Source organism: Pseudomonas sp. dw_612, assembly GCF_018449725.1.
Classification (GTDB): Bacteria; Pseudomonadota; Gammaproteobacteria; order Pseudomonadales; family Pseudomonadaceae; genus Aquipseudomonas.
The window spans coordinates 24,462-46,706 of the sequence record NZ_JAAVVC010000018.1; the positions used below are offsets into that span (position 1 = coordinate 24,462).

The 22,245-nt window shown below is 61.3% G+C and carries 14 protein-coding genes; 5 read left to right on the plus strand and 9 right to left on the minus strand.

Annotation, left to right across the window (positions count from 1 at the left end):
- Nucleotides 1-61 precede the first annotated feature (61 nt).
- The 3 genes from HB680_RS23560 (at nucleotide 62) to HB680_RS23570 (ending at nucleotide 5,895) form a co-directional block, all read left to right on the plus strand.
- The gene (locus HB680_RS23560) at nucleotides 62-2,320 is read left to right on the plus strand and encodes a TonB-dependent siderophore receptor (protein ID WP_213940870.1); all 2,259 of its coding nucleotides are present in this window, start codon (nucleotides 62-64) and stop codon (nucleotides 2,318-2,320) included.
- Nucleotides 2,321-2,580: 260 nt separating this feature from the next.
- Nucleotides 2,581-5,106 (plus strand): PepSY domain-containing protein, encoded by a 2,526-nt coding sequence (locus HB680_RS23565; protein ID WP_213940871.1) that lies wholly within the window; start codon nucleotides 2,581-2,583, stop codon nucleotides 5,104-5,106.
- A 423-nt stretch (nucleotides 5,107-5,529) separates the two neighbouring features.
- Nucleotides 5,530-5,895: an endonuclease domain-containing protein gene (locus tag HB680_RS23570; RefSeq protein WP_213940872.1), complete on the plus strand. Its 366-nt coding sequence runs from the start codon at nucleotides 5,530-5,532 to the stop codon at nucleotides 5,893-5,895.
- A 292-nt stretch (nucleotides 5,896-6,187) separates the two neighbouring features.
- Here the strand turns inward: HB680_RS23570 and HB680_RS23575 are convergent, their stop codons facing one another.
- The 4 genes from HB680_RS23575 to ptsP all read right to left on the minus strand — a co-directional run bounded on the left by HB680_RS23575 (nucleotide 6,188) and on the right by ptsP (nucleotide 13,441).
- Nucleotides 6,188-7,729 (minus strand): alkaline phosphatase D family protein, encoded by a 1,542-nt coding sequence (locus tag HB680_RS23575; protein WP_213940873.1) that lies wholly within the window; start codon nucleotides 7,727-7,729, stop codon nucleotides 6,188-6,190.
- A gap of 170 nt (nucleotides 7,730-7,899) precedes the next feature.
- A complete protein-coding gene (locus tag HB680_RS23580; protein ID WP_213940874.1) occupies nucleotides 7,900-9,627 on the minus strand; it encodes a PTS fructose-like transporter subunit IIB in 1,728 nt (575 codons plus the stop codon).
- A gap of 11 nt (nucleotides 9,628-9,638) precedes the next feature.
- On the minus strand, nucleotides 9,639-10,580 hold the full coding sequence (gene pfkB / locus HB680_RS23585) for a 1-phosphofructokinase (RefSeq protein WP_213940875.1): 942 nt from the start codon (nucleotides 10,578-10,580) through the stop codon (nucleotides 9,639-9,641).
- Nucleotides 10,580-13,441: a phosphoenolpyruvate--protein phosphotransferase gene (gene ptsP / locus HB680_RS23590; protein ID WP_213940876.1), complete on the minus strand. Its 2,862-nt coding sequence runs from the start codon at nucleotides 13,439-13,441 to the stop codon at nucleotides 10,580-10,582. The genes pfkB and ptsP overlap by 1 nt, the downstream gene beginning before the upstream one ends.
- A gap of 290 nt (nucleotides 13,442-13,731) precedes the next feature.
- Between ptsP and cra the strand changes: the two genes are divergently transcribed.
- Both cra and HB680_RS23600 read left to right on the plus strand, forming a co-directional pair.
- A complete protein-coding gene (gene cra, locus HB680_RS23595; RefSeq protein ID WP_213940877.1) occupies nucleotides 13,732-14,727 on the plus strand; it encodes a catabolite repressor/activator in 996 nt (331 codons plus the stop codon).
- A gap of 3 nt (nucleotides 14,728-14,730) precedes the next feature.
- Nucleotides 14,731-15,507, plus strand: coding sequence for a TatD family hydrolase (locus HB680_RS23600; RefSeq protein WP_213940878.1), 777 nt, complete (start codon nucleotides 14,731-14,733; stop codon nucleotides 15,505-15,507).
- On the opposite strand, the gene HB680_RS23605 is transcribed toward HB680_RS23600, so the two are convergent.
- The 5 genes from HB680_RS23605 to HB680_RS23625 all read right to left on the minus strand — a co-directional run bounded on the left by HB680_RS23605 (nucleotide 15,508) and on the right by HB680_RS23625 (nucleotide 22,152).
- The gene (locus tag HB680_RS23605; RefSeq protein ID WP_213940879.1) at nucleotides 15,508-15,897 is read right to left on the minus strand and encodes a hypothetical protein; all 390 of its coding nucleotides are present in this window, start codon (nucleotides 15,895-15,897) and stop codon (nucleotides 15,508-15,510) included. It abuts the gene before it with no gap.
- A 256-nt stretch (nucleotides 15,898-16,153) separates the two neighbouring features.
- Nucleotides 16,154-18,184: a methyl-accepting chemotaxis protein gene (locus HB680_RS23610; RefSeq protein ID WP_213940880.1), complete on the minus strand. Its 2,031-nt coding sequence runs from the start codon at nucleotides 18,182-18,184 to the stop codon at nucleotides 16,154-16,156.
- A 302-nt stretch (nucleotides 18,185-18,486) separates the two neighbouring features.
- Nucleotides 18,487-19,323, minus strand: coding sequence for a regulatory signaling modulator protein AmpE (ampE, locus tag HB680_RS23615; RefSeq protein ID WP_213940881.1), 837 nt, complete (start codon nucleotides 19,321-19,323; stop codon nucleotides 18,487-18,489).
- Nucleotides 19,320-19,880: a 1,6-anhydro-N-acetylmuramyl-L-alanine amidase AmpD gene (gene ampD, locus HB680_RS23620; protein ID WP_213940882.1), complete on the minus strand. Its 561-nt coding sequence runs from the start codon at nucleotides 19,878-19,880 to the stop codon at nucleotides 19,320-19,322. The genes ampE and ampD overlap by 4 nt, the downstream gene beginning before the upstream one ends.
- A 64-nt stretch (nucleotides 19,881-19,944) precedes the next feature.
- Nucleotides 19,945-22,152 carry a DUF1631 domain-containing protein gene (locus HB680_RS23625; RefSeq protein WP_213940883.1) on the minus strand — a complete coding sequence of 736 codons (2,208 nt, stop codon included), beginning with the start codon at nucleotides 22,150-22,152 and terminating at the stop codon, nucleotides 19,945-19,947.
- Nucleotides 22,153-22,245: the final 93 nt, after the last annotated feature.

Below are 22,245 nucleotides of genomic sequence, written 5' to 3' on the forward strand. Positions count from 1 at the left end.
GATACAAATACCTGTTTACCCTATATTCCGCGGCCTCAAATCCTTGGGGAGGGGAATTCACATGTCACGCCAACAACTACAATTACCGGTCAGTTCACCACGTTTGCTCGCGTCTGCCATTGGCATGGCGATCACGGCCGGCTCCGCAGGCCACATGGTTTTCGCCGCCGAGCAGACTGACGAAAAAGCCTCGGGCAATGCGATTTCCCTCGACGCCACCAGCGTGGTCGGCGAGCAGCAAGACACCTCCTACAAGACCGATACATCGGCCTCGAAAAAGTACACCGCACCGCTGCGCGAGACGCCAAAAAGCGTCACCGTGATCCCGCAACAAGTCATCCGCGACACCGGCGCCACCAGCCTGGTCGACGCGTTGCGCACCACGCCGGGCATCACCTTCGGTGCCGGTGAAGGCGGCAACCCGGCCGGCGACCGTCCGATCATTCGCGGCTTCAACGCTGAAAGCGATGTATTCGTCGACGGCATGCGCGACCCGGCGTCCCAGAGCCGTGAAATCTTCGACGTTGAATCCGTCGAAATCAGCAAAGGCCCAGGCTCGGCCTTCACCGGCGCCGGTTCCACCGGTGGCAGCCTGAACCTGGTGAGCAAGACCGCCAAACTGGGCAACTTCTACAATGGCGGCTTCACTTGGGGTTCGGACCAGACCAAACGCACCACCCTGGACCTGAACCAGCAGATCAACGATACGTCAGCCTTCCGCCTGAACCTGATGAAGCACGAAGCCAACGTCGCCGGGCGTGATGCGGTGGACGTCAGCCGCTGGGGCGTGGCGCCGACCTTTGCCTTCGGCCTGGGCACCGACACCCGTGTGACCGTCGGTTACTACCACGTCGAAACCGATGACATGCCGGACTACGGCGTGCCGCTGACCTTGAGCCCGAACCGCAGCAAGTACAACGTCGACAAGCCGGCCAACGTCAGCAAAGACAACTTCTACGGCCTCACCGGTCGTGACTATCGCCAGACCGAAAACGACAGCGGCACAATCAAGATCGAACACGATCTGAATGAAGACCTGACCGTTTCCAACAGTTTCCGCATGTCCCGTTCGACCCTGGACTACATCGTCACCAACCCCGACGACAGCAAGGGTAACGTGGCCAATGGCAGCGTGTACCGTGGCGCGAAAAGCCGTAACTCGACGTCCAGCGGCTGGGTCAACCAGACCGACCTGAGCGCCAAGTTCAACACCGGCGCGATCGAACACAGCCTGGTCACCGGCCTGGAGTTTTCCTACCAGGACACTCACAACCGCCCGTACATCCTGACCTCGACAGCGGCTGGCACCACGTGCAATCGCGCACTGTTCAACTCCGGCGACTGCACCAACCTGTACAAGCCGACGCCTGGGGATAACTGGTCGGGCAGCATCACCGACAGCAACGCCTTCACCGACACCGACACCAAAACCACTGCGGCCTACGTGTTCGACACCCTGAAGTTCAACGAACAATGGTCCCTGAATCTGGGCCTGCGTTACGACAACTACCAGGTTGAATCCAGCGGTTATGCCAACGCGGGCCGTGGCTCAGCGGCGGGCAGTTTCTCCCGGGAAAACACCACCGACCTGGTCAACTACCAGATCGGCGTGGTCTACAACCCGCTGCCTAACGGTAGCGTGTACGCGGCGTACTCCACCTCCAGCAACCCGGCCGGCGAAACCAGCGGTAATGGCAGCCTGGAACTGGCAGCGAACAACAGCGACCTGGATCCGGAAAAGAACCGCAACTACGAAATCGGCACCAAGTGGGACTTCTTCGGTGACGACCTGTCGCTGACCGCCGCGCTGTTCCGCACCGAGAAAACCAACGCCCGCATCGACGATCCGGACGGCGCCACCACCCAAGTGCTGGACGGTGAGCAAACCGTCAACGGTCTGGAGCTGACTTACACCGGCAAACTGACCCGTAACTGGAAAGTCTTCGGCGGCTACACCTACATGGAAAGCGAAGTGGTCAAGACCACCCTCGCGGCCGACAAAGGCAACCACATGCCGAGCACGCCACGGAACAACTTCACCCTGTGGTCGACTTACGACCTGATCCCGGAAAAGTTGACCATCGGTGGCGGCGCGACCTTCGTCGATTCCCAGTTCGGTAACGTCGCCAACTCGGTGGAGATCCCGTCCTACTGGCGCTACGACGCCATGGCCAGCTACGCGCTGACCAAGAACGTCGACCTGCAACTCAACGTACAGAACCTGACCGACAAGCGTTATTTCGACCAGGTGTTCCAGACGCACTACGCCCACGTGGCGGCGGGCCGTACCGCCCTGCTGAGCGCGAACTTCCACTTCTGATTGCCAGCCACACCGCAATCCCCTGTGGGAGCGGGCTTGCTCGCGAAGGCGTCGTGTCAGTCAACATTAATGTCAACTGAACGACCGCTTTCGCGAGCAAGCCCGCTCCCACAAGGGAATGTGTGTAAAGGCGGGCATCAGGACCAGGCCCCGTTCATTGAATTGAACGGGGCTTTTGTGCGTAATAAAGAATGTTTCTCGACAACCCACGGCATAATGCGCGCCGTGATGATGACTTTCGAACGAACAAGGCGAGCGACGTGTTGAAGAAAACCCTGTTCCAGTTGCACTGGTTTTTTGGCATCAGCGCCGGACTGGTCCTGGCCCTGATGGGCATCACCGGTGCGGCTTATTCGTTTCAGGACGAAATCCTGCGGGCGCTGAATCCGTCTGTCTTGCAGGTCGAAAAACAGGTCGCCGGTGTCTTGCCGCCCGCCGAACTGGTGGAACGCATCGAATCGGCCTCGGGCAAGAAAGTCTCGATGCTTTGGGTCGAGACCGACAGCGGCAACGCCGCACGCGTAATCTTCACGCCGCCACCGGGCGAACGTCGCGGTGAGATGCGTTACTTCGACCCGTACACCGCCGAATTCCTCGGCGACGCCACCGGTCAGGATTTCTTCGGCTTCATGCTGCAACTGCACCGTTTCCTGGCCATGGGCGACACCGGTCGGCAGATCACCGGCGCCTGCACCTTGATCCTGCTGTTCTTTTGCCTGTCCGGCCTCTACCTGCGCTGGCCGCGCCAGTGGAACAAATGGCGCGCCTGGCTGACCCTGGACTGGAAGAAAAAGGGTCGCAGCTTCAACTGGGACCTGCACTCGGTGGCGGGCACCTGGTGCATAGTGTTTTACCTGTTGGCCGCGTTGACCGGGTTGTCCTGGTCTTACGAGTGGTACAACAAGGGCCTGACTCAATTGCTGTCCGACGCACCGCAGAACGAACGGGTGCGCAACCGTGGCCCGGCACCGAGCGGTCCAGCGCCAAGCGCCGATTACGCGGCGATGTGGAGCAGCATCTACAGCGCCGCCGGCCCGAACCTGTCCGCCTACAACATCCGCATGCCGCCCCTGGCCGGCCAACCGGCGACGGTGTATTACCTGCTGAACACCTCGCCCCACGACCGCGCACTGAACGAGATTTCACTCGATCCGGCCACCGGCATCGTCAAACGCCATGACCGTTACAGCGACAAGAGTTTCAAGGCGCAGTTGCTGACCAGTATCTACGCGCTGCACACCGGCAGTTACTTCGGCATCGTCGGGCGGATCATCCTGACGATCACCGCGCTGACCATGCCGCTGTTTTTCGTCACGGGCTGGTTGCTCTACCTGGATCGTCGGCGCAAGAAACGCCAGATCAAGGATGCGCGCAAAGGCCTGGTGCAACCGGGCAGCGATGCGCCGGCGTGGCTGATCGGCTTCGCCAGCCAGAGCGGGTTTGCCGAGCAACTGGCCTGGCAGACCGCCGGGCAATTGCAGGCCGCCGGGTTGCCGGTGAGGGTGCAGCCGCTGGCGAGTGTCAGCGAACAGGATTTGCAGGATTCGAACAACGCACTGTTCGTGGTCAGCACCTTCGGCGACGGCGAAGCGCCGGACAGTGCCCGGGGTTTCGAACGCAAAGTGCTGGGTCGGGCGTTGAGCCTGGAAAGCCTGAACTACGCGGTGCTCGGCCTTGGTGATCGCCAGTATCAGCACTTCTGCGGTTTCGCCCGACGCTTGCACACCTGGCTCGGCGAACACGGTGGCAAGACCCTGTTCGCCCCGGTGGAAGTCGACAGCGGCGACCCTTACGCCTTGCGTCACTGGCAGCAGCAACTCGGCCTGCTGACCGGACAGGCGCCGGTGGACACCTGGCAAGCGCCCAGCTACGACAACTGGACGCTGGTCAGTCGCGAACTGATGAACCCGGACAGCTGCGGCTGCCCGGTGTACAAAGTCGGCCTCAGCGCTCCGAGCACCAGCAGTTGGCTGGCCGGTGACCTGGTGGAAGTCATGCCGCGCAATTGCCCATGGGCGATCGAGCATTTCCTCGATGGGCTGGGGATTGATGGCCGAGCCACTGTTGAGCTCGATGGCCTGTCGCAACCGCTTGACCAGACCCTCGCCAGTCGCCAACTGCCCGAGAACCGCGCGCATCTGGTCGGCCTGCACGCTCAGGCGCTGGTGCAAGCGTTGGTGCCGTTGGCGATGCGCGAATACTCAATCGCCTCGATCGCCGCCGATGGCGTATTGGAATTGATCGTGCGTCAGGAAGTGCACCCGGACGGCAGCCTCGGCATCGGCTCCGGCTGGCTGACCGAGCATGCGCCCGTGGGTGGCAGCATCAGCCTGCGCGTGCGGCGCAACAGTGGTTTCCACCTGCCAACCGAACCGGTGCCGATGATCCTGTTGGGCAATGGCACCGGCCTGGCCGGGCTGCGCAGTTTGCTCAAGGCGCGAATTGCCGATGGGCAACAACGGCATTGGCTGCTGTTTGGCGAGCGCCACCGCCAGCATGACTTCCTGTGTCGCGATGAGCTGGAAGGCTGGTTGATCGAGGGCGATCTGGAGCGACTGGACCTGGCATTTTCCCGCGACCAGGCCGAAAAAATCTACGTCCAGGATCGCCTCCGCGAATCCGCCGCCGAACTGAAGAAATGGCTGGCAGACGGCGCCGTGATCTACATCTGCGGCAGCTTGCAAGGCATGGCCTCAGGCGTGGACCACGCGCTCAACGAAATACTCGGGATCGAAGAGGTCGACCGACTCATCGAACAGGGCCGCTACCGCCGCGACGTCTACTAAGCCCCCCTCACCCCAGCCCTCTCCCCAAAGGGGAGAGGGAGCCGACCGAGGTGTCTTGCGCTATGCATCGACCTGAAAAACCGAGTCGAACTCAGGTATGGAAAACAACGACGATCAGCTCAACGGTTTAGAGCTGAACCCAGGACTTGAAAACAAAGAAATTAGCTCTGCGGTCTAGAGCCGAACTCAGGACCTGAAAACAAAGAAATTAGCTCTGCGGTCTAGAGCCGAACTCAGGACTTGAAAACAAAGAAATTAGCTCTGCGGTCTAGAGCCGAACTCAGGACTTGAGCACCATGAAGATCGGCTCCCTTTCCCCCTCTCCCCTTTGGGGAGAGGGTTGGGGTGAGGGGTCGATTTCAAGCCGAACACCAAAACCCCGACTAAAGTAAAACCTCCATCCCCTTCACACGGACGTGAAGCATGCCCCCCCGCCCCACCCTCGCCCAACGCCAATTCGCCCGCCATCTACGCACCCACCAAACCGACTGCGAACTCCTGCTCTGGCAGAAACTACGCGCTCGGCAAATCGCCCATCTGAAATTCCGCCGACAGTTTCCGTACCCGCCGTATGTGCTGGATTTCTACTGTGTCGAGTTGAAACTGGCGATAGAACTTGATGGAGGGCAGCACTATGAAACGGCAGGAAGGATTCATGACCAGCGCCGCACGCTTTACCTCCAACAGCGTGGAATTGAGGTTGTGAGGTTTAGCAATCTGGAGGTCATTGAGCGGATGAGTGACGTGTTGGAGCAGATCATCAGGATGGCTGCGAATCGAACGCCGTGATTCTGATCTGGAATCGCCCCCTCTCCCTAACCCTCTCCCCAAAGGGGCGAGGGGACTGACCGAGGTGTCTTGCGATGTACATCGACCTGAAAAACCGAGTCGAACTCAGGTTTAGAACGAAGAAGATCAACCCGGCGCCCTAGCGTCGAACTGAAGTCTTGAAAACAAAGAGATCAACCCAGCGGCCTAGCGCCGAACCCAGGCTTTGAAATCGATAGAGATCTGCTCCCTTTCCCCCTCTCCCCTCTGGGGAGAGGGCTGGGGTGAGGGGTGGATCTTGAAGCCATCCACATCAAACCGGCTGCAACTTCTGCTCAAACACACTCACCCCATCCAGATCCCGCAACACCACGCTCATCTCCCCACTCTGCCCGTCAATATTCACCTCGCCAAAAAACTGAAACCCGGCAAACGGCGAGGTGTTTTGCGCGGGCGGCGCTTTCTCGAACACAACTTCAGGGCCAAAGGTTTTATCCAGTGGATTCGGTCCAAAACTCCCGGCATTCAACGGCCCGGCAACAAACTCCCAGAACGGTTCGAAATCCTGGAATGCCGCGCGATCCGGATGGTAGTGATGCGCGGCGCAGTAATGCACATCCGCCGTCAGGAATACAAAATTGCGCACCTGCTGCGCACGCAGATAACCGAGCAATTCAGCGATTTCCAATTCGCGGCCCTGCGCCGGTCCTGGATCACCGTTGGCCACCGCTTCCCAACGCGCCACCCCCGGACTGACTTCCCCGTCGGGTACGCCGAGGCCGATCGGCATGTCAGCGGCGATGACTTTCCATTGCGCATTCGAGGCTTTCAGCGACGCCTTCAGCCAGTCCAGTTGCTCACGCCCCAGAAACGGTTTTTCAGCGCCCAGATTGTCGTCATTAGCCCCACGATAACTGCGCATATCCAGCACAAACACATCGAGCATCGGACCATAACTGAGCTGGCGATAAATCCGCCCGCCATTGTCGGCGCTCTGCAACCGCATCGGCGCGTATTCAAGCCACGCTTGGCGCGCACGGCCGACGAGGCTGTGGATATCTTTGCTCTTGTAGCGCTCGTCCAGTTGCTTGCCCGGCGACCAGTTGTTCACCACTTCGTGGTCGTCCCACTGCCAGATCTGCGGCACTTCGGCGTTGAAGCGACGGATGTTTTCGTCCATCAGGTTGTAGCGATAATTGCCACGGTATTCGTCGAGAGTTTCGGCGACTTTGCTCTTGGCTTCGCTGGTGAGGTTGCGCCACACCCGACCGCTCTCGGTGGTCAGTTGCGCGGGCACCGGGCCGTCGGCGTAGATGGTGTCGCCGCTGTGGATAAAGAAGTCCGGCAGGCGCAGACGCATGGCTTCGTAGATGCGCATGCCACCGATGTCCGGGTTGATGCCAAAGCCCTGGCCGACGGTGTCGCCGCTCCAGACAAAACGAATGTCGCGGCGAGCCGTGGGTACGCTGCGCAAGTGGCCGAACCAGGGTTCGCTGGCCGCGCCGTTCTGGGCGTCTTCGAAGTGCACGCGGTAGAAAATCGCCTGGTCGGCGGGCAGGCCGGTGAGCTCGACGCGGGCGGTAAAGTCAGTGCGCGAATCAGCCAGAGGCGAAACAAAACGACGCGGGTTGGTGAACAGGCTGCGGGTGTCCCACTCCACCACCATCCGCGCGGGACGGTCGCTGCGGCTCCAGACCATCGCCCGGTCGCCCAGCAGGTCGCCGGACTGCACGCCGTCGGTGAGTTGCGGCCGATCCTTGACCGACGCGATCACCGCCGGCGCCAGGCCGGGCAACAACAAACCGGCGCCGACCGCTTGCATGACACGCCGGCGACCGAGGTTGAATTCGCTCATGGTGTTCTCCCTGAAAAAGGGAAACTTAAGCATGTGCGCATGACGTCCGTGTGAAATCACAGTTCCCTTGTGGGAGCGGGCTTGCTCGCGAAAGCGGTCTGCCAGTAGACATCAATGGTGACTGACACGACGCCCTCGCGAGCAAGCCCGCTCCCACAGGGGTTGTGGTGTTAGGCCTTGGCGGGCTCCAACGCCAACTCCACCACTTCCGGCCGCTTCAACACCGCATACACCACCGCCGTCAACAAACTGCCCGCCACAATCGCCAGCAAATAAAGCAGCGCATGGTTGATCGCATTCGGGATCATCAACACAAACAACCCACCATGCGGCGCCATCAGTTTGCAGCCGAAATACATCGACAACGCACCGGTCAACGCGCCGCCCGCGATGCTCGCCGGAATCACCCGCAATGGGTCTTTCGCGGCAAACGGAATCGCGCCTTCGGAGATAAAACACAGCCCCAGCACAAACGCCGCTTTACCCGCCTCGCGCTCGGTCTGGGCAAACTTGCGCCGCGCGATAAACGTCGCGATCCCCAGGCCAATCGGCGGCACCATCCCGGCGGCCATGGTCGCAGCCATCGGTGCATAACTCTGCGACGCCAACAGTCCCACGGAAAACGCATACGCAGCCTTGTTGATCGGCCCGCCGAGGTCGACACACATCATGCCGCCGAGCAACACACCGAGCAGAATCGCATTGGTGGTGCCCATGCTGTCGAGGAAGTGCGTGAGCGCTAAAAGCATCTCCGCCACGGGTTTACCGACCACGTAAATCATCACCAGGCCAGTGAACAGACTCGCGAACAGCGGGATGATCAGGATCGGTTTCAGTGCTTCAAGGCTCTGCGGCAACCGCGCATAACGATTGATCGCCTGGGCCGCGTAACCGGCGATAAAACCGGCAATGATCCCGCCGATAAAACCGGCGCCCAGAGTGCTCGCCAACAACCCACCGATCATCCCCGGCGCCAGGCCCGGACGGTCGGCGATCGAGTAGGCGATGTACCCCGCCAGCAACGGCACCATCAGCTTGAACGCGGTCTCGCCGCCGATCTGCATCAGCGCCGCCGCCAGCGTGCCCGGCTCCTTGAACGCGGTGATGCCGAACACGAATGACAAGGCGATCATCAAGCCGCCCGCCACCACCATCGGCAGCATGAACGACACACCGGTCAGCAGGTGTTTATAGACGCCGGTCTTCTCTTGTTTGGCCGGGCCTTTCGAACCGCTCGAAGCAGTTTCCTGCTTGCCTTCGGCCAAAGCTTTGTTGAGCGTGGCTTCGGCTTGTTTCAACGCGATGCCGGTGCCGCAACGGTAAATCTTCTTGCCAGCGAAACGCTCGGTGGCGACCTCGATATCGCAGGCCAGCAGCACCACGTCAGCATCGGCAATCGCCGCTGCGCTCAGTGGATTGCGCGCACCGACCGAGCCTTGGGTTTCGATCTGCAAGTCGTAGCCCAGCCGCTTGGCCGCTTGCTGCAAGGCTTCGGCGGCCATGAAGGTATGGGCGACGCCGGTCGGGCACGCGGTGATAGCGACCAAACGCGGCGCGTTTTTAACGACTGCCACCGCTTCTTCGGCGACGTAAACCTCAGCCTCTTCCGCGCCACGGCGCAGCACCGCTTCAACATCTTGCAGGGCCTGGGCCGGGGTGCTGCGGAACACCCGTTTGCCGACAAATCGCGACATGTCCACCGGCGCGCTGGTCACCAGCAACACCCATTCGGCGGACTCGATGGTCGCTGCCGACAACTGACGTTCCGGGTGCGCCGCATCGTTCACTTCGACGCAGGTGCTCCAGCCCTGACGCTGGGCGGCGGCATCGAGCAGCCGAGCGCACAGCACACTGGTGACCATGCCGTTCGGGCAGGCCGTAACAATGGCTAACTTCATGACAACCCCTCTTATTGTTCTGTCAGGAGGCGCACGCGCACGCCCTGTTCGAGTTGCGTCAACTGCGCGGCATCATGGATGCCGAAACCGATTTGCGTGACCGCCATCGCCGCAATCGCCGTGGCAGTGCGCAGGGTCTGTTCAGGCGTGTCGGCACTGAGCAAACCGTGGAGCATCCCCGCCAACAGCGAATCGCCAGCGCCCACGGTGCTGACCACACTGACCCTCGGCGGAGTGGCATGCATCGCCGCGCCGACACTGAACCAATTCACACCATCGGCGCCGTGGGAAATCACCACGTGCTCGATGCCTTGAGCGTGCAACCGGCTCGCGGCTTCAGCCTGGGCCGCCACCGACACCACGTCGCAATTGAGTGCTTCGGCGAGTTCTTCGGTGTTGGGCTTGATCAACCACGGACCCGCCGCCAACCCTGCCCGCAGGGCTTCGCCGCTGGTGTCCAGGGCCACGTTCAAACCGAGGCTTTTCAGACGCACGATCAGCGCCTGCAACCACTGCGGGCTGACCCCGCGCGGCAAGCTGCCGGCAACGACAACCGCGTCATGCCCCGGCGCGATCTGCTCCAGTCGTTCGAGCAACGCTTGCTGCGCCGCTTCATCAACCTGCGGGCCCGGACCATTGATGTCGGTGATGCGTCCGCTGCTTTCCGCCAGTTTGATGTTGCTGCGGGTTTCGCCGGGGACGCGGATGAAGGCGTCGACAAAACCACGCTTGGCGAACAACGTTTCAAACGCCTGAAGATTGTCTTCCCCGAGAAAACCGCTGACCGTCAGTTGATGCCCGAGATCGGCCAGCACTTGCGCCACGTTCACGCCTTTGCCAGCGGCGTGGGTGTGCATCTCGTCGCTGCGGTTGACCTGACCGGGTGTCAGCGCCGGCAACTGGACGGTGAGGTCCAGCGCCGGGTTCAGGGTCAGGGTTAAAATCTTGGCCATTACAGGGCCTCCACTAATGCGCGCACTTCATTGGCGCTGCCCACGGCCAGGGCCTGTTGGGCGAGAATTTGAGTCTGGGCCAGGCTGAGTTCGCGGACGCGCGCCTTGACCTCGGCGATGCTGCGGCCGGACACGCTGAGCTCATCGACACCGAGGCCGACCAATACCGGCACCGCCAGCGGATCCGCCGCCAGTTCGCCGCACACGCCGACCCATTTGCCATGGGCATGGGCCGCGCGCACGGTGATGTCGATCAATTGCAGCACCGCCGGGTGCAAGCCGTCAGCCTGGGCCGACAGGGTCGGGTGACCACGGTCGATGGCCAGGGTGTATTGGGTCAGGTCGTTGGTGCCGACGCTGAAAAAGTCGACTTCCTTGGCCAGCACCGGCGCCAGCAACGCCGCCGACGGCACTTCAATCATGATCCCCAGTTGCAGGTCCGCAACCGGTATTTCCAGACGCAGACGCTCGGTCATGTCCCGGGCCTGGCGCCATTCATCGACGCTGCCGACCATCGGGAACATGATGCGCAAGGGACGGTTGTCCGCAGCACGCAGCAACGCACGTAATTGCGCTTCCATGATCTGCGGACGTTGCAAGGTCAGGCGAATGCCGCGCACGCCGAGGAACGGGTTTTCTTCCTTGGCGATCGGCCAATACGGCAGCGGTTTGTCGCCGCCGACGTCGAGGGTGCGCACCACCAACGGGCGACCGGCCAGGCCATCGAGGACGCGACGGTATTCGACTTCCTGGGTGGCTTCGTCCGGCGCTTGCGAGTGCGCCATGAAAATCAATTCGGTGCGCAGCAGGCCAATGCCTTCGGCGCCCTGCTCCACCGCGCTGGTGACACCGGCGCTTTCACCGATGTTGGCAAACACTTCCACGGCGTGGCCGTCGGTGGTCAGTGCTGGTTGGTGGCGCTGCTCAGCCGCCGCTTTCAGCCGTAGTTCGCGGGTGTCGCGTTCCTCGGTAGCACGCTGCAAGGTCGCGGCATCCGCGTCCACGTGCAGGCGACCGCGTTGGCCATCGATCAGCAACGGCGTGCCCGGTGCCAACAGCAACACCGCTGCACCGGCACCGACCAGCGCCGGAATCCCTAACGCACGGGCAACGATGGCGCTGTGAGCGGTGGCGCCACCACGGGCGGTGAGAATGCCGGCGACGCGCGCAGGGTCAAGACGCGCGACGTCGGATGGACCGACCTCGTCCATCACCAGAATGTACGGCTGCTCCGGTTCGCTCGGGGTTTCGACGCCACGCAACTGCGCCAACACCCGACGACCGATGTCCCGCAAGTCGGCGGCACGCTCGGCGAGCAAAACGTCTTGCAGCGATTCCTGCTGCTTGGCGGCGGCTTCGATCACCGCCATCCACGCCGCCTCGGCGCTCTCGCCTTGCTTGAGGCGCGTGTCGACTTCATCGGTCAATTCCGGGTCGTCGAGCATTTCCTGGTGAGTGATGAAAATTTCGCGAATCGCCTTGGATTTGCTGCGCTCAATCAAGCCTTCGATGTCGCGACGGACATCGGTGAGGGCTTGCTTGAGACGTTCGCGCTCGATGGCGGCGGACTCTCCGCGCAGCGGGTAATCGATGGTTTGCAGCACTTGAATATGCGCCGGGCCGATGGCGATGCCAGGGGCGGCGGCGATGGCCTGAATCAGGCTGCCGAACTTTGGCGCCAGCAGCACTTCGGCGATGTCGGCCATGACTTCGCGCTGCTGACTGACGGCTGGCAGCGGCTCGACTTCTTCACCGAGACCTTCTTCGATAGCCGCCAGCAACGCCGATAAGGCATCGGCAGCGATGCTCGGCTCGGCGATGAATTCCAGCACCTGACCGCGACGGGCGCCGAGGCTCAGCAGCTTGCTCAAACTCTTCACCGACACGGCGCTGTCCTGGCCATCGACGATGCGCACGCGAATCTCGCCTTCAAAGCTTTTCGCCAGTTGCGCGAGGATCTTCGCCGGGCGCGCATGCAAACCATGAGCGTTGGCCAAGGCAATGCGCGCGCTCGGCCAGTCGGCGGGCACTTCACCGCCCAGTACTTCGAGGACTTTGCGACTGCTGGTGGCGCGGCCCAATTCATGGCCGCGACCTTCGATCAGCAACGCGCACAGGCGTTCGAGCAGGGCTTGATGCGCTTCGCCGAGACTGGCCAGGCAGAACAGACCGCTCAACGGCTGGCCGAGATAGCGCATCGGTTTGTCCGGCGTGACGAAGGCCAGGCCCGGGCGCTTGACGGTTTGTTCGCTGTGCAGCCACCACAAACCATCGCCCAGTGGCAGCGCTTCGACTTGTTGCAACACGGCGGAGAAACCGTTGCTTACGCAATCGGCCTGACGCAACAAACGCGCACCACGCCAGACCAGTTCTTCGAAATCATCGGCAGACACGCCGAGGCCGATCATCTGTGCATCCAGCGCCAGTTCTTGTGGCGCGCCTTGCAGCAGTTTCAGCAACGCTTCGGCGGAACTGGCGCGACGCAAGGCTTGGCCCAGGTCGGTTTCGCCGAGGGCGCGGGTCAGCAGTTGCAGCAGGCGCAGGTGTTCATCGGATTTGGCGGCGATGCCGATCGCCAGGTAAACAATCTGGCCATCACCCCAATCCACGCCGTCGGGAAACTGCATCAGCCGTACGCCGGTGGAAAACACCAGGTCGCGGGTTTCCGGAGTACCGTGGGGGATGGCAATACCTTGACCGAGAAAGGTCGAGCCCTGGGCTTCCCGCGCCTGCAAACCGGCGAGGTAACCTTCTGCGACCAGACCATCGGCAACCAGATGCTGGGCCAGCAGGTGCAACGCGGCTGACTTATCCACAGCCGACTGGCCCATGGATATCTGCTCTATGGTGAGCTCGAGCATGCTTTCTCCTTTTTGGCGCCTTGGGACGCCAGGTATTGTTTTGAATGATTCAGCTTAGGCGCTTGGTGATGACTTTTGGCGGTTTCGCGGCAGAACCGGCAAAAGCAACCTATAACGCAGAAAATACGCCTGCTGAAACGTTTAATCTAGAATGTTTGGCACGTTACTCGATAATGTCGCATCCTTGAAGTCCAACTTGTCGGATACGTTGCGACATGGGTCGTCTGCTCGAATCGGGTAGGATTGGCGAAAATGTCGGGGCAAGCTCGAAAAAACAAGGAAATCCCGAGTTGAAACTCAGTGATATCGCACAGTTGGCCGGTGTGTCCGTTACCACCGCCAGTTATGTCATCAATGGCAAGGCCACACAGCAACGCATCAGCAGCGCCACCGTCGAGCGCGTGCGTGCCGTGGTCGAGCAACATGGCTTTACGCCAAACCCTCAGGCCGCCGGGCTGCGCAGTCGGCACACCCGTACTCTGGGGTTTATTCTGCCGGACCTGGAAAACCCCAGTTACGCACGGATCGCCAAGCTTCTGGAGCAAGGCGCCCGGGCGCGCGGCTATCAGTTGCTGATCGCCAGCTCTGATGATGCACCGGACAGCGAGCGGCAACTGCTCAAACTGTTCCGTGCCCGGCGCTGCGACGCCTTGATCGTCGCCAGTTGCCTGCCGGCCGGTGACGACAGCTATCGTCAGTTGCAGACCAAAGGCATGCCGATCATCGCCATCGACCGGGTCATGGAGCCCGAGCATTTCTGCTCGGTGATCAGTGACGACCGCGAGGCCAGCCTGCAACTGACCCGCAGCCTGCTCGAACCGCTGCCCAAGCAAATCGCACTGATTGGCGCCCGCCCGGAACTGAGCATCAGCCAGGAACGGGCTGCCGGGTTCAAAGAAGCGCTGAGCGGGTTCAAAGGCGAAATCCTGATCGAACACGGTGAGTCGTTCAGTCGCGAGTGCGGCAAGCAGTTGATGGACGAATTGCTCCAGCGTCTGGGCCATTTGCCGGATGCGCTGGTGACCACGTCTTACGTGCTGCTGCAAGGCGTGTTCGACGCCTTGCATGACTTCCCGCTCAAGACTCGCCCGTTGCGGCTCGGTACGTTTGGCGACACCCAATTGCTGGATTTCCTGCCGTTGCCGGTCAACGCCATGGCCCAGCAACATCAATTGATCGCCGACAAAGCGTTGGAACTGGCCCTGGCCGCCATCGAACAATCGGATTACCAACCCGGCGTGCAGGCCATCGCCCGGACCTTCAAGCAGCGCATTCTTCAGGACTGAGCCGTGGAGCTGATCGACAGCCACACGCATCTGGATTTTCCGGACTTCGATGCCGATCGCTCGGTGTTGTTGGCCGAAAGCCGCGCCCTCGGGGTGCGGCGGATGGTGGTGCTGGGGGTTTATCAAGGCAATTGGCAGCGGGTCTGGGACCTGGTGCTGAGCGATCCCGATCTGCACGCGGCGTTCGGCTTGCATCCGGTGTATCTGGACGAGCATCGCCCCGAAGACCTGACGGCGCTCGGCGACTGGCTGACTCGATTGGCCGGCCATCGGCAGGTGTGCGCGGTGGGCGAGATCGGCCTGGATTACTTTATCGAAACCCTCGATCGCGAGCGCCAGCAGGCATTGTTCGACGCGCAGTTGCAACTGGCGGTGGATTTCAATCTGCCGGCACTGATCCATGTGCGCCGCAGCCATGCCGCGGTGATTGCCACGCTCAAACGCTTTCGCTTGAAACGCGCCGGCATCATCCACGCTTTTGCCGGCAGCAAGGAAGAGGCGCGGGAATACATCAAGCTCGGTTTCAAACTGGGTCTCGGTGGCGCCGCGACCTGGCCTCAGGCACTGCGCATGCACCGTGTACTCGCCGAGCTGCCACTGGAATCGGTGGTGCTGGAAACCGACTCCCCGGACATGGCGCCTGCCATGTTCCCCGGCCAGCGCAACAGCCCGGCGCACTTGCCGGCGATCTGTTCGGCACTGGCCGAGATCATGGCGATCAGCCCCGAACAACTGGCCACGGTCAGCACGGCCAATGCCTGCGAGTTGTTCAACTGGTAATCAGTCGACGTGGACCTTGGCCGCCTCAAGCGTCAGGGTGATGTGTTGCCGGTGCCGGGCAAACCGGACGACAGCGAAATAGACGAAAATCGCCAGCAGCGAGAAATTCAGTTGTTCCATCACGCTGAGCATCCCGACCCATTCCATCACCAACGCCACCAGTAAAGCGGTGCAGACCATCACCAGCGTGCTCGCCCTTAACAATGCCAGGGAGTCGAGGGATTTGAAGCGCCTGATCTGCTTGGGATCGTTAAGTTGCAGGGCGTTTTCACAGTGGGAACAAGTAAACGGCTCGTTGATCGCGATGGCGTTGAGTTGCCAGGGCTCCAGCAACAGCGTGCGCTGGCAATGGGCGCAGCGACCCAGAATTCCAATCGTGGCGGCAGACATAACCGGGCCTCCTCAGGGCATGTCGAAGAGATGGATCTTGCTTCATTGAAGACCAAAAACCAGAGCGTGCAGGAAAACAGGAAATGACGTACTGGCGATGGGAAGAAGTACTACAGATTGTTCGGTATTGACGCTGGAACACATTCCCTGTGGGAGCGGGCTTGCTCGCGAAGGCGGTGTGTCAGTCGCCATCCTCCTTGACTGACACACCGCCTTCGCGAGCAAGCCCGCTCCCACATTGGGTGTGTGGTGTTGCTTAGACCCGGAACGCGCTGATCAATTGTTTCAACTCCACCACCTGCGCCGACAACGCGCGGCTGGCATTCTCGGTCTGATGCGCGCCCTCGGCCGTGCGTTCACCGGCCCGGTTGATTTCGACGATGTTCTGATCGATGTCATGGGCCACGGCGGTTTGCTGTTCCACGGCGGCAGCAATCTGCTGGTTCTGGTCGACGATCATGCCGACGGCGCCGAGGATATTTTCCAAGGCTTGCTGGACCTTTTCCGACTGCCCCACGGTGCCGTTGGCCATTTGATGGCTGACGCCCATGGCTTTCACCGCCGCGCCGACGCCACCGTGGAGCTTGGCGATCATCTGCTCGATTTCTTCAGTCGATTGCTGGGTTCGCTTGGCCAGCGTGCGAACTTCATCCGCCACTACCGCAAATCCACGACCCTGCTCGCCCGCCCGTGCCGCTTCAATCGCTGCGTTGAGGGCCAGCAGGTTGGTCTGCTCGGCAATGCTTTTGATCACTTCCAGCACACGGCTGATGGATTGGCTGTCGCTGGCCAGTTGATTGATCACCAGCACCGACTGATCAATCTCGCCGGCCAGCGCCGCGATACTGCCTTGCTGGGACTCCACCAACCCGCGACCGCTGAGGGTTTCGTCGTTGACGCTGTGGGCGCTGCTCACCGCCGCCGCGGCACTGCGCGCCACTTCCAGGGAGGTGGCGGACATCTGGTTCATCGCGGTGGCAACCTGTTCAATCTGGCTACGCTGCCCGGCCACGGCCTGGTTGCTTTGGGCGGAAACGCTTTCCACCTGCCCGGCCTGACGTTCGACTTCGCCGACGGTCTGCCCGACCCGCTCGATCAAGTCGTGGATTTTCTTCACCGTGCCGTTGAACACCTCGCCCAACTCACCCAGTTCATCGCGGCTGTGGGCGCTGAAGGTCACGGTCATGTCGCCGGCCGCCACTTTGTCCATCACCGCGCCCAGGCGCTTGAGGGTGGTGCGGGTCGAGTAGTAAAAACCGCCGTAGAGGTAAAAGATCAGCACAAACACCACCGACAGCGCCACGGCCTGCATGACCATATGGGCGCGGTTCTGCTCCAGCCGCTGCTGCAACTGGCTGCCGAGGAACTTCAGGGTCGCCTCATTAAGTTGGTAAGTCTGGTCCATCAGGCCGGTCACTTGTTCGTAAAACGCTGGCCACGGCGCATCGAGGGTGTCGGCCATCACCACTTGTTCTTCGAACAGTTCGCTGGCCTTTTTCAGAGACGCCTTGCTGCTGTCAGCCTGAGCGGCCAGGGTTTCGTTCGCAGCTTTGCTTGAGCCCAATGCGTCGTGCAACTTCAGCCCGTACTCCGCCTGAAGCTTCTCGATCTGTGCCAGCAACTCGTCGAAGCGGGTGCTCGACGCCGAGTTGAGAAAGCCCTGCCCCAGCGACAGCGAGCCCATGGCCCGGCCTTCGCCCAAAATTTGCGTCACGGGCGGGGTGACATTGGTGATGAGCTCGCTGAGCTGGCGCATGTCGCTTTGCGTGTCGCGGCTCAGGCCGGCCTGACTGGTGATGATCTGGCTGAAAATCTGCGCGTTGCCGAGCAATTTGCCGATCAGCGCACTTTTACTTTGCAGGGAGTTTTCCGCTTGCTGGGCCTTGAACGCGACGATCATTTCGTCGCGTTTGCCATCGAAAACCGTGATCTGCTCCGGGTCGACGCTCATCGCCGTCAGCCCTTGCAGGCGAGCCAGGACACTTTGCTCAAGTGCGCCGATCTTCGTCTCGACGTCGCCGGCCTTACCGGATTGCCCGAGGGTGACGTTGATCTGCACGAGATTGTTCAGGGTTTCCAGATCCCGCCGCAGGGTCAGACTGCTGCCCAACAGGTCGAGGCTTTGCAATTCGACGCGGGTGCCCTGGAATTCACGATAGGAATCGCGCACCAGGTAGAAGTTGGTCACCAGCATCGGCACCAGGAACAGCACGCTGATCAGGCTGAACTTCATGCCGAAGCTCAGGCGGTTCATCAGCGCGACGGCGGGATAGAGCAAGCTCTTCACTGTGAAGTCTCCCTTGGATTTCTTATTTTTATTGGCAGGCGCACAGATACAGCAGATAGCCACTATTGGGCGCTATCTCTGTATAGCTCAAATCGGAGGGAGGTTTTGTAACTTAAGGTTAACGGCAAGACACGCAGCCTCGTCGCGTCGCGCTCAGCCCTGTAGCAGCTGGCGAAGCCTGCGTTCGGCTGCGCAGCAGTCGTAAACCCTGAGTCCGCGGTGCGTCTGACACATCGCGGTGCCTGAACTGGCGACTGCTTCGCAGCCGAACGCAGGCTTCGCCAGCTGCTACAAGGCCGGTGTCAGGGCAGAACAGTCCACAACGCAAACCCGGCATACCAAAGCACCGCCGCCCGCAACAGCAGTTCCCAGATACGATCGAGGCTGTTGATGCCATCCGGCCCGACCACCGGCGCCGGAATCTCCCCCGCCACCAGCCCGACCTTTTCGATCAACTGCGCAGCGCTGATGTTCCAGTTCAGCAACTCATGCAGCATCACCCGACCGACCGCGACAAAGTTGCCGACCAGGGCAAAACTCGCCGCCAGCAAGCGCACCGGTACCCAATCGAAGGCATGGCGCAGTTGCGCGGCGCGTTCGACCACCGCCGGGTTCTGCCCGTGCTCTTCGGCCAGGGCGAGCAAGCGATAACTCAGCGCGGCGACCGGGCCCAACAGGAAGTACCAGAAAATCACCGCGAAAAAGCTCTGGTAGGCCTCCCACAACAGATGCCCCTGAACCCGCTCCAGCAGTTGCTCGCCACTGTCGGCGCAGATATCGAGATCGCGCTTGGCCACATGCGCGGCGGCTTGCAGGTCTTCCCGGCGCCAGGCGTCGCGAAACGGACCGAGACCGCCCAGCAGATCACCGCGCCCCAAACTGTAAATCACCACCAACAAGTGCACCGGCAACGCCAGCAGTCCGTAGGCCACGGGATCCAGCACTACCAGCAACAAACCGAGCAGCGCCACCGGCAACAGCACCAACACGACCAATACCAGCCACGGACGGTCCTTCAGACGTGGGCTGGCCTCAAGCTTGTGCAGCTCGCGCACCCAACCGCCATCACGTTGAACCCGATGGCGCAGGGCCGAGAATTTCTCGATCCAGACGGCCAGCAGCAACACCAGAAAACTCATTGTTGTTCCTCTTTTGCCAAAGCGGCGCGGTAGCGTGTCCAGTCAAACGCCGGTCCCGGGTCGGTCTTGCGCCCGGGCGCGATGTCGCTATGTCCGCAAATACGCTGTGCGGTAATGCCCGTGAAAGCGCTTTGCAACTGTCGGGTCAGGGTCGTCAACGCCTGATATTGCGCGTCGGTGAACGGCAGATCATCCGTGCCCTCAAGCTCGATGCCCACGGAAAAATCATTGCAGACTTCTCGCCCGTCAAAATTCGAGACGCCGGCATGCCAGGCGCGCTCAAGACAGGAGACAAACTGAGTGACCGTGCCGTCACGCTCGATCAGAAAATGCGCAGACACCCGCAGGTCAGCGATCCCTTCAAAGTAGGGATGCTCCGTGACATCCAGGCGATTCTGGAAAAATTCCTGCACCTTGCCGGTGGCGAACTGCGCCGGCGGGAGGCTGATGTTGTGGATCACCAGCAGGGAGATTTCATCCGAGGGGCGCGCATTGAAGTTGGGCGAGGGGCAGATATTTACGCCCTGGCACCAACCGCTCGCGGGGTCCAACTGCATACAGGTTCCTTCGACGACGACGGTGTTGGCGCCCAGTATGCCGCGATAGACCCTCGGCGCGCGATCACTTGGCGTGATTGAGACGCCGCAAGTTGCCGATCACCGATTCCAGGGCCCGATCGAACAGCAACGTATCGTCCAGTGTGCGCACCGCGCCACGGCGGAATTCCAGGGCCAGCCCGGTGCGGCTGCGCTCCAGCACTTTCATACCGGTGCGGTTGACGAAAATGTACTTGCCGGTGGCGTCAATGATCGCCGCCAGTTTGCAACGCAGGGTGTTTTCTTCGTCTTCCTGAAACTCCACCCAGCAGCCCAGGCGCAGTTGATCGACCTGAAGCAGGCCCTCATCGTCCGCCGCCAAGCGCACCGAAGCCGTCTCGACCGGGCCTTCATCGGCGGTGCGCAGCACGATTTCTTCGCAGACTTCGACCATCACTGGCGCATCAGTCTGATCCGGCGCCTCGCTCGGCCGTTCGAACAGTTGAACGTGCAAGGCTTCCAGTTCGCTGAAGAATTCGCTGGTGGCGAAGGGATCGAACGCCGAGCTGGTCAGGCCATCGCGCAGGGACTTGAGCAACCCCGGCACCATCGACAGCAGGCGCAGGCTTGCATCGGCTTCGTCATGGCGCTGCACGCTCCAGATCAATTGCGCCATGGTTTGCACATCGACGTGCCATTCGGCGGACTGATCGCCGTGCTTGAGGCAGGTCAGCAACAGCACCTTGCTCCAGGCGTCGTGGACGAACGCCACCACACCCTGCGGAAGTACCTTGCCGAGCAAGGCCTCATTCAGCGCTTGCTCGACCCGCTGACGCGCCAGTTCGGTTTTGGCCCGGCCTTCTTCGGCGTCGCGGGTGCGTTGCTCCAGCAGTTCGCTGCGACGGCGCTCGTCACTGGTAAACGCCAGGAAATCCGCGAGCAACTCGGAGAAAATCGCCGGGTCGTCGACAAAATCATTCAACAGCCGCTGCACCACCTGCTCGATGCGCAGGTACAACGTGTCGCGCTCATGATCGTCGCACTCGCCCCAGCCCATGGCCGCGGCGGCGATTTCGTTGAGCAGGCGCCGCGCCGGATGGCTACTGCGGCTGAAGAAGCTCTTGTCGAGTACGGCGACTTTCAGCATCGGGATCTGCAACCGCCCGATCAACGCCTTGAGCGAGTCCGGCAGGTTGCGGTCATCGAGGATGCATTCGAAGAGCATGGCGATCAGGTTGATCACGTCTTCATCCGCAACCCCGACCACCCGCGACTTACCACTTTTGACGCTGACTCGGGTCAGCAGTTGTTCGAGCTGGTTGCGCAGGTCGAAGTCATCCTGAGCCGCCAGGGCCGGGACGTATTGCTGCAAGTGCGACAGCAGGCGCAGCAGGTCGCGGGTGGAAATCGGCTGGGTCGGGGTGCTCGCTTCGAGCGTCGGCGCCACGCTGCCGCGCACGTGGAACAGCAGTTCCTGCAACGCGGCGAAAACCTCCTGCACGCTTTCGTCAATATGCATACTGCCGGGCCGTGCAGCCGCCTCGGCGGGCTCGGCATGGGCACTGGCCGTCGCACGATCAGCGGCACGTCGCGCCGGGGCGGGTTTGAGCTCGGGCAGCACGCCGGTGGCGATCAGCAGTTGGTTGGCTTCGGCGTAGAGCTGATCAGCGCTGCTGAGCACATAACGCTCGAACAGTTTGAGGATGATCAGCTTGACCTTGATCTCCACGCCCAGATTGCGCCCGGCCTGGAGGAAATACTCACACAGCATCGCCGGGCCGAGCGGGTTGTGCTGTTCGAGCAGTTCCTTGCCCAATAGCACGCTGAGCCGGGTGGTCAGTTGATCGAGGGCGAAACCTTCACGGTTCAGCACCTTGCTGACCATGCCCTCCACCGCCACGTTGCGCTCCAGGTCATCACTGGGTAGCGATGCACTGGCATTGAACGCCAATGCCTGGGGCAAGGCTGACTGGGTGACGTCGTATTGCGTGAGGCTGACGAACGCCTCGAAGAATTGTTCGAGAAACCCGCGCTCAATGCTTTTGCGCTTGAGGCGCAAGTCGCGCATGGCTTCGAAAAAGATGTTCTGTTCGACGTCATTACGGGCCCGGTCGGCCATTTCAAACAGGGTGTCGTCGGCGTTATCAAACAGCTCCTGCAAACCATGCCGGAGCTGTTGCGCAGCCTTGTCGCGAACCTGAAGCAGAATCACAGGCAGGCGGGCGAGCGGCGAGTGAGTCGCCTGGTCGGTAGTCGCCTTGTGCAAAGGCACTACATTCCCGTCGTTGTGCATCCAAGCCTCCTGGAACGGTGATGCTTCGGTTCGGTAAGAGATCGGCTGCGCCGCACAGCCGGCGCTCAACGGGGAACAGTTCCCACCCGCTGT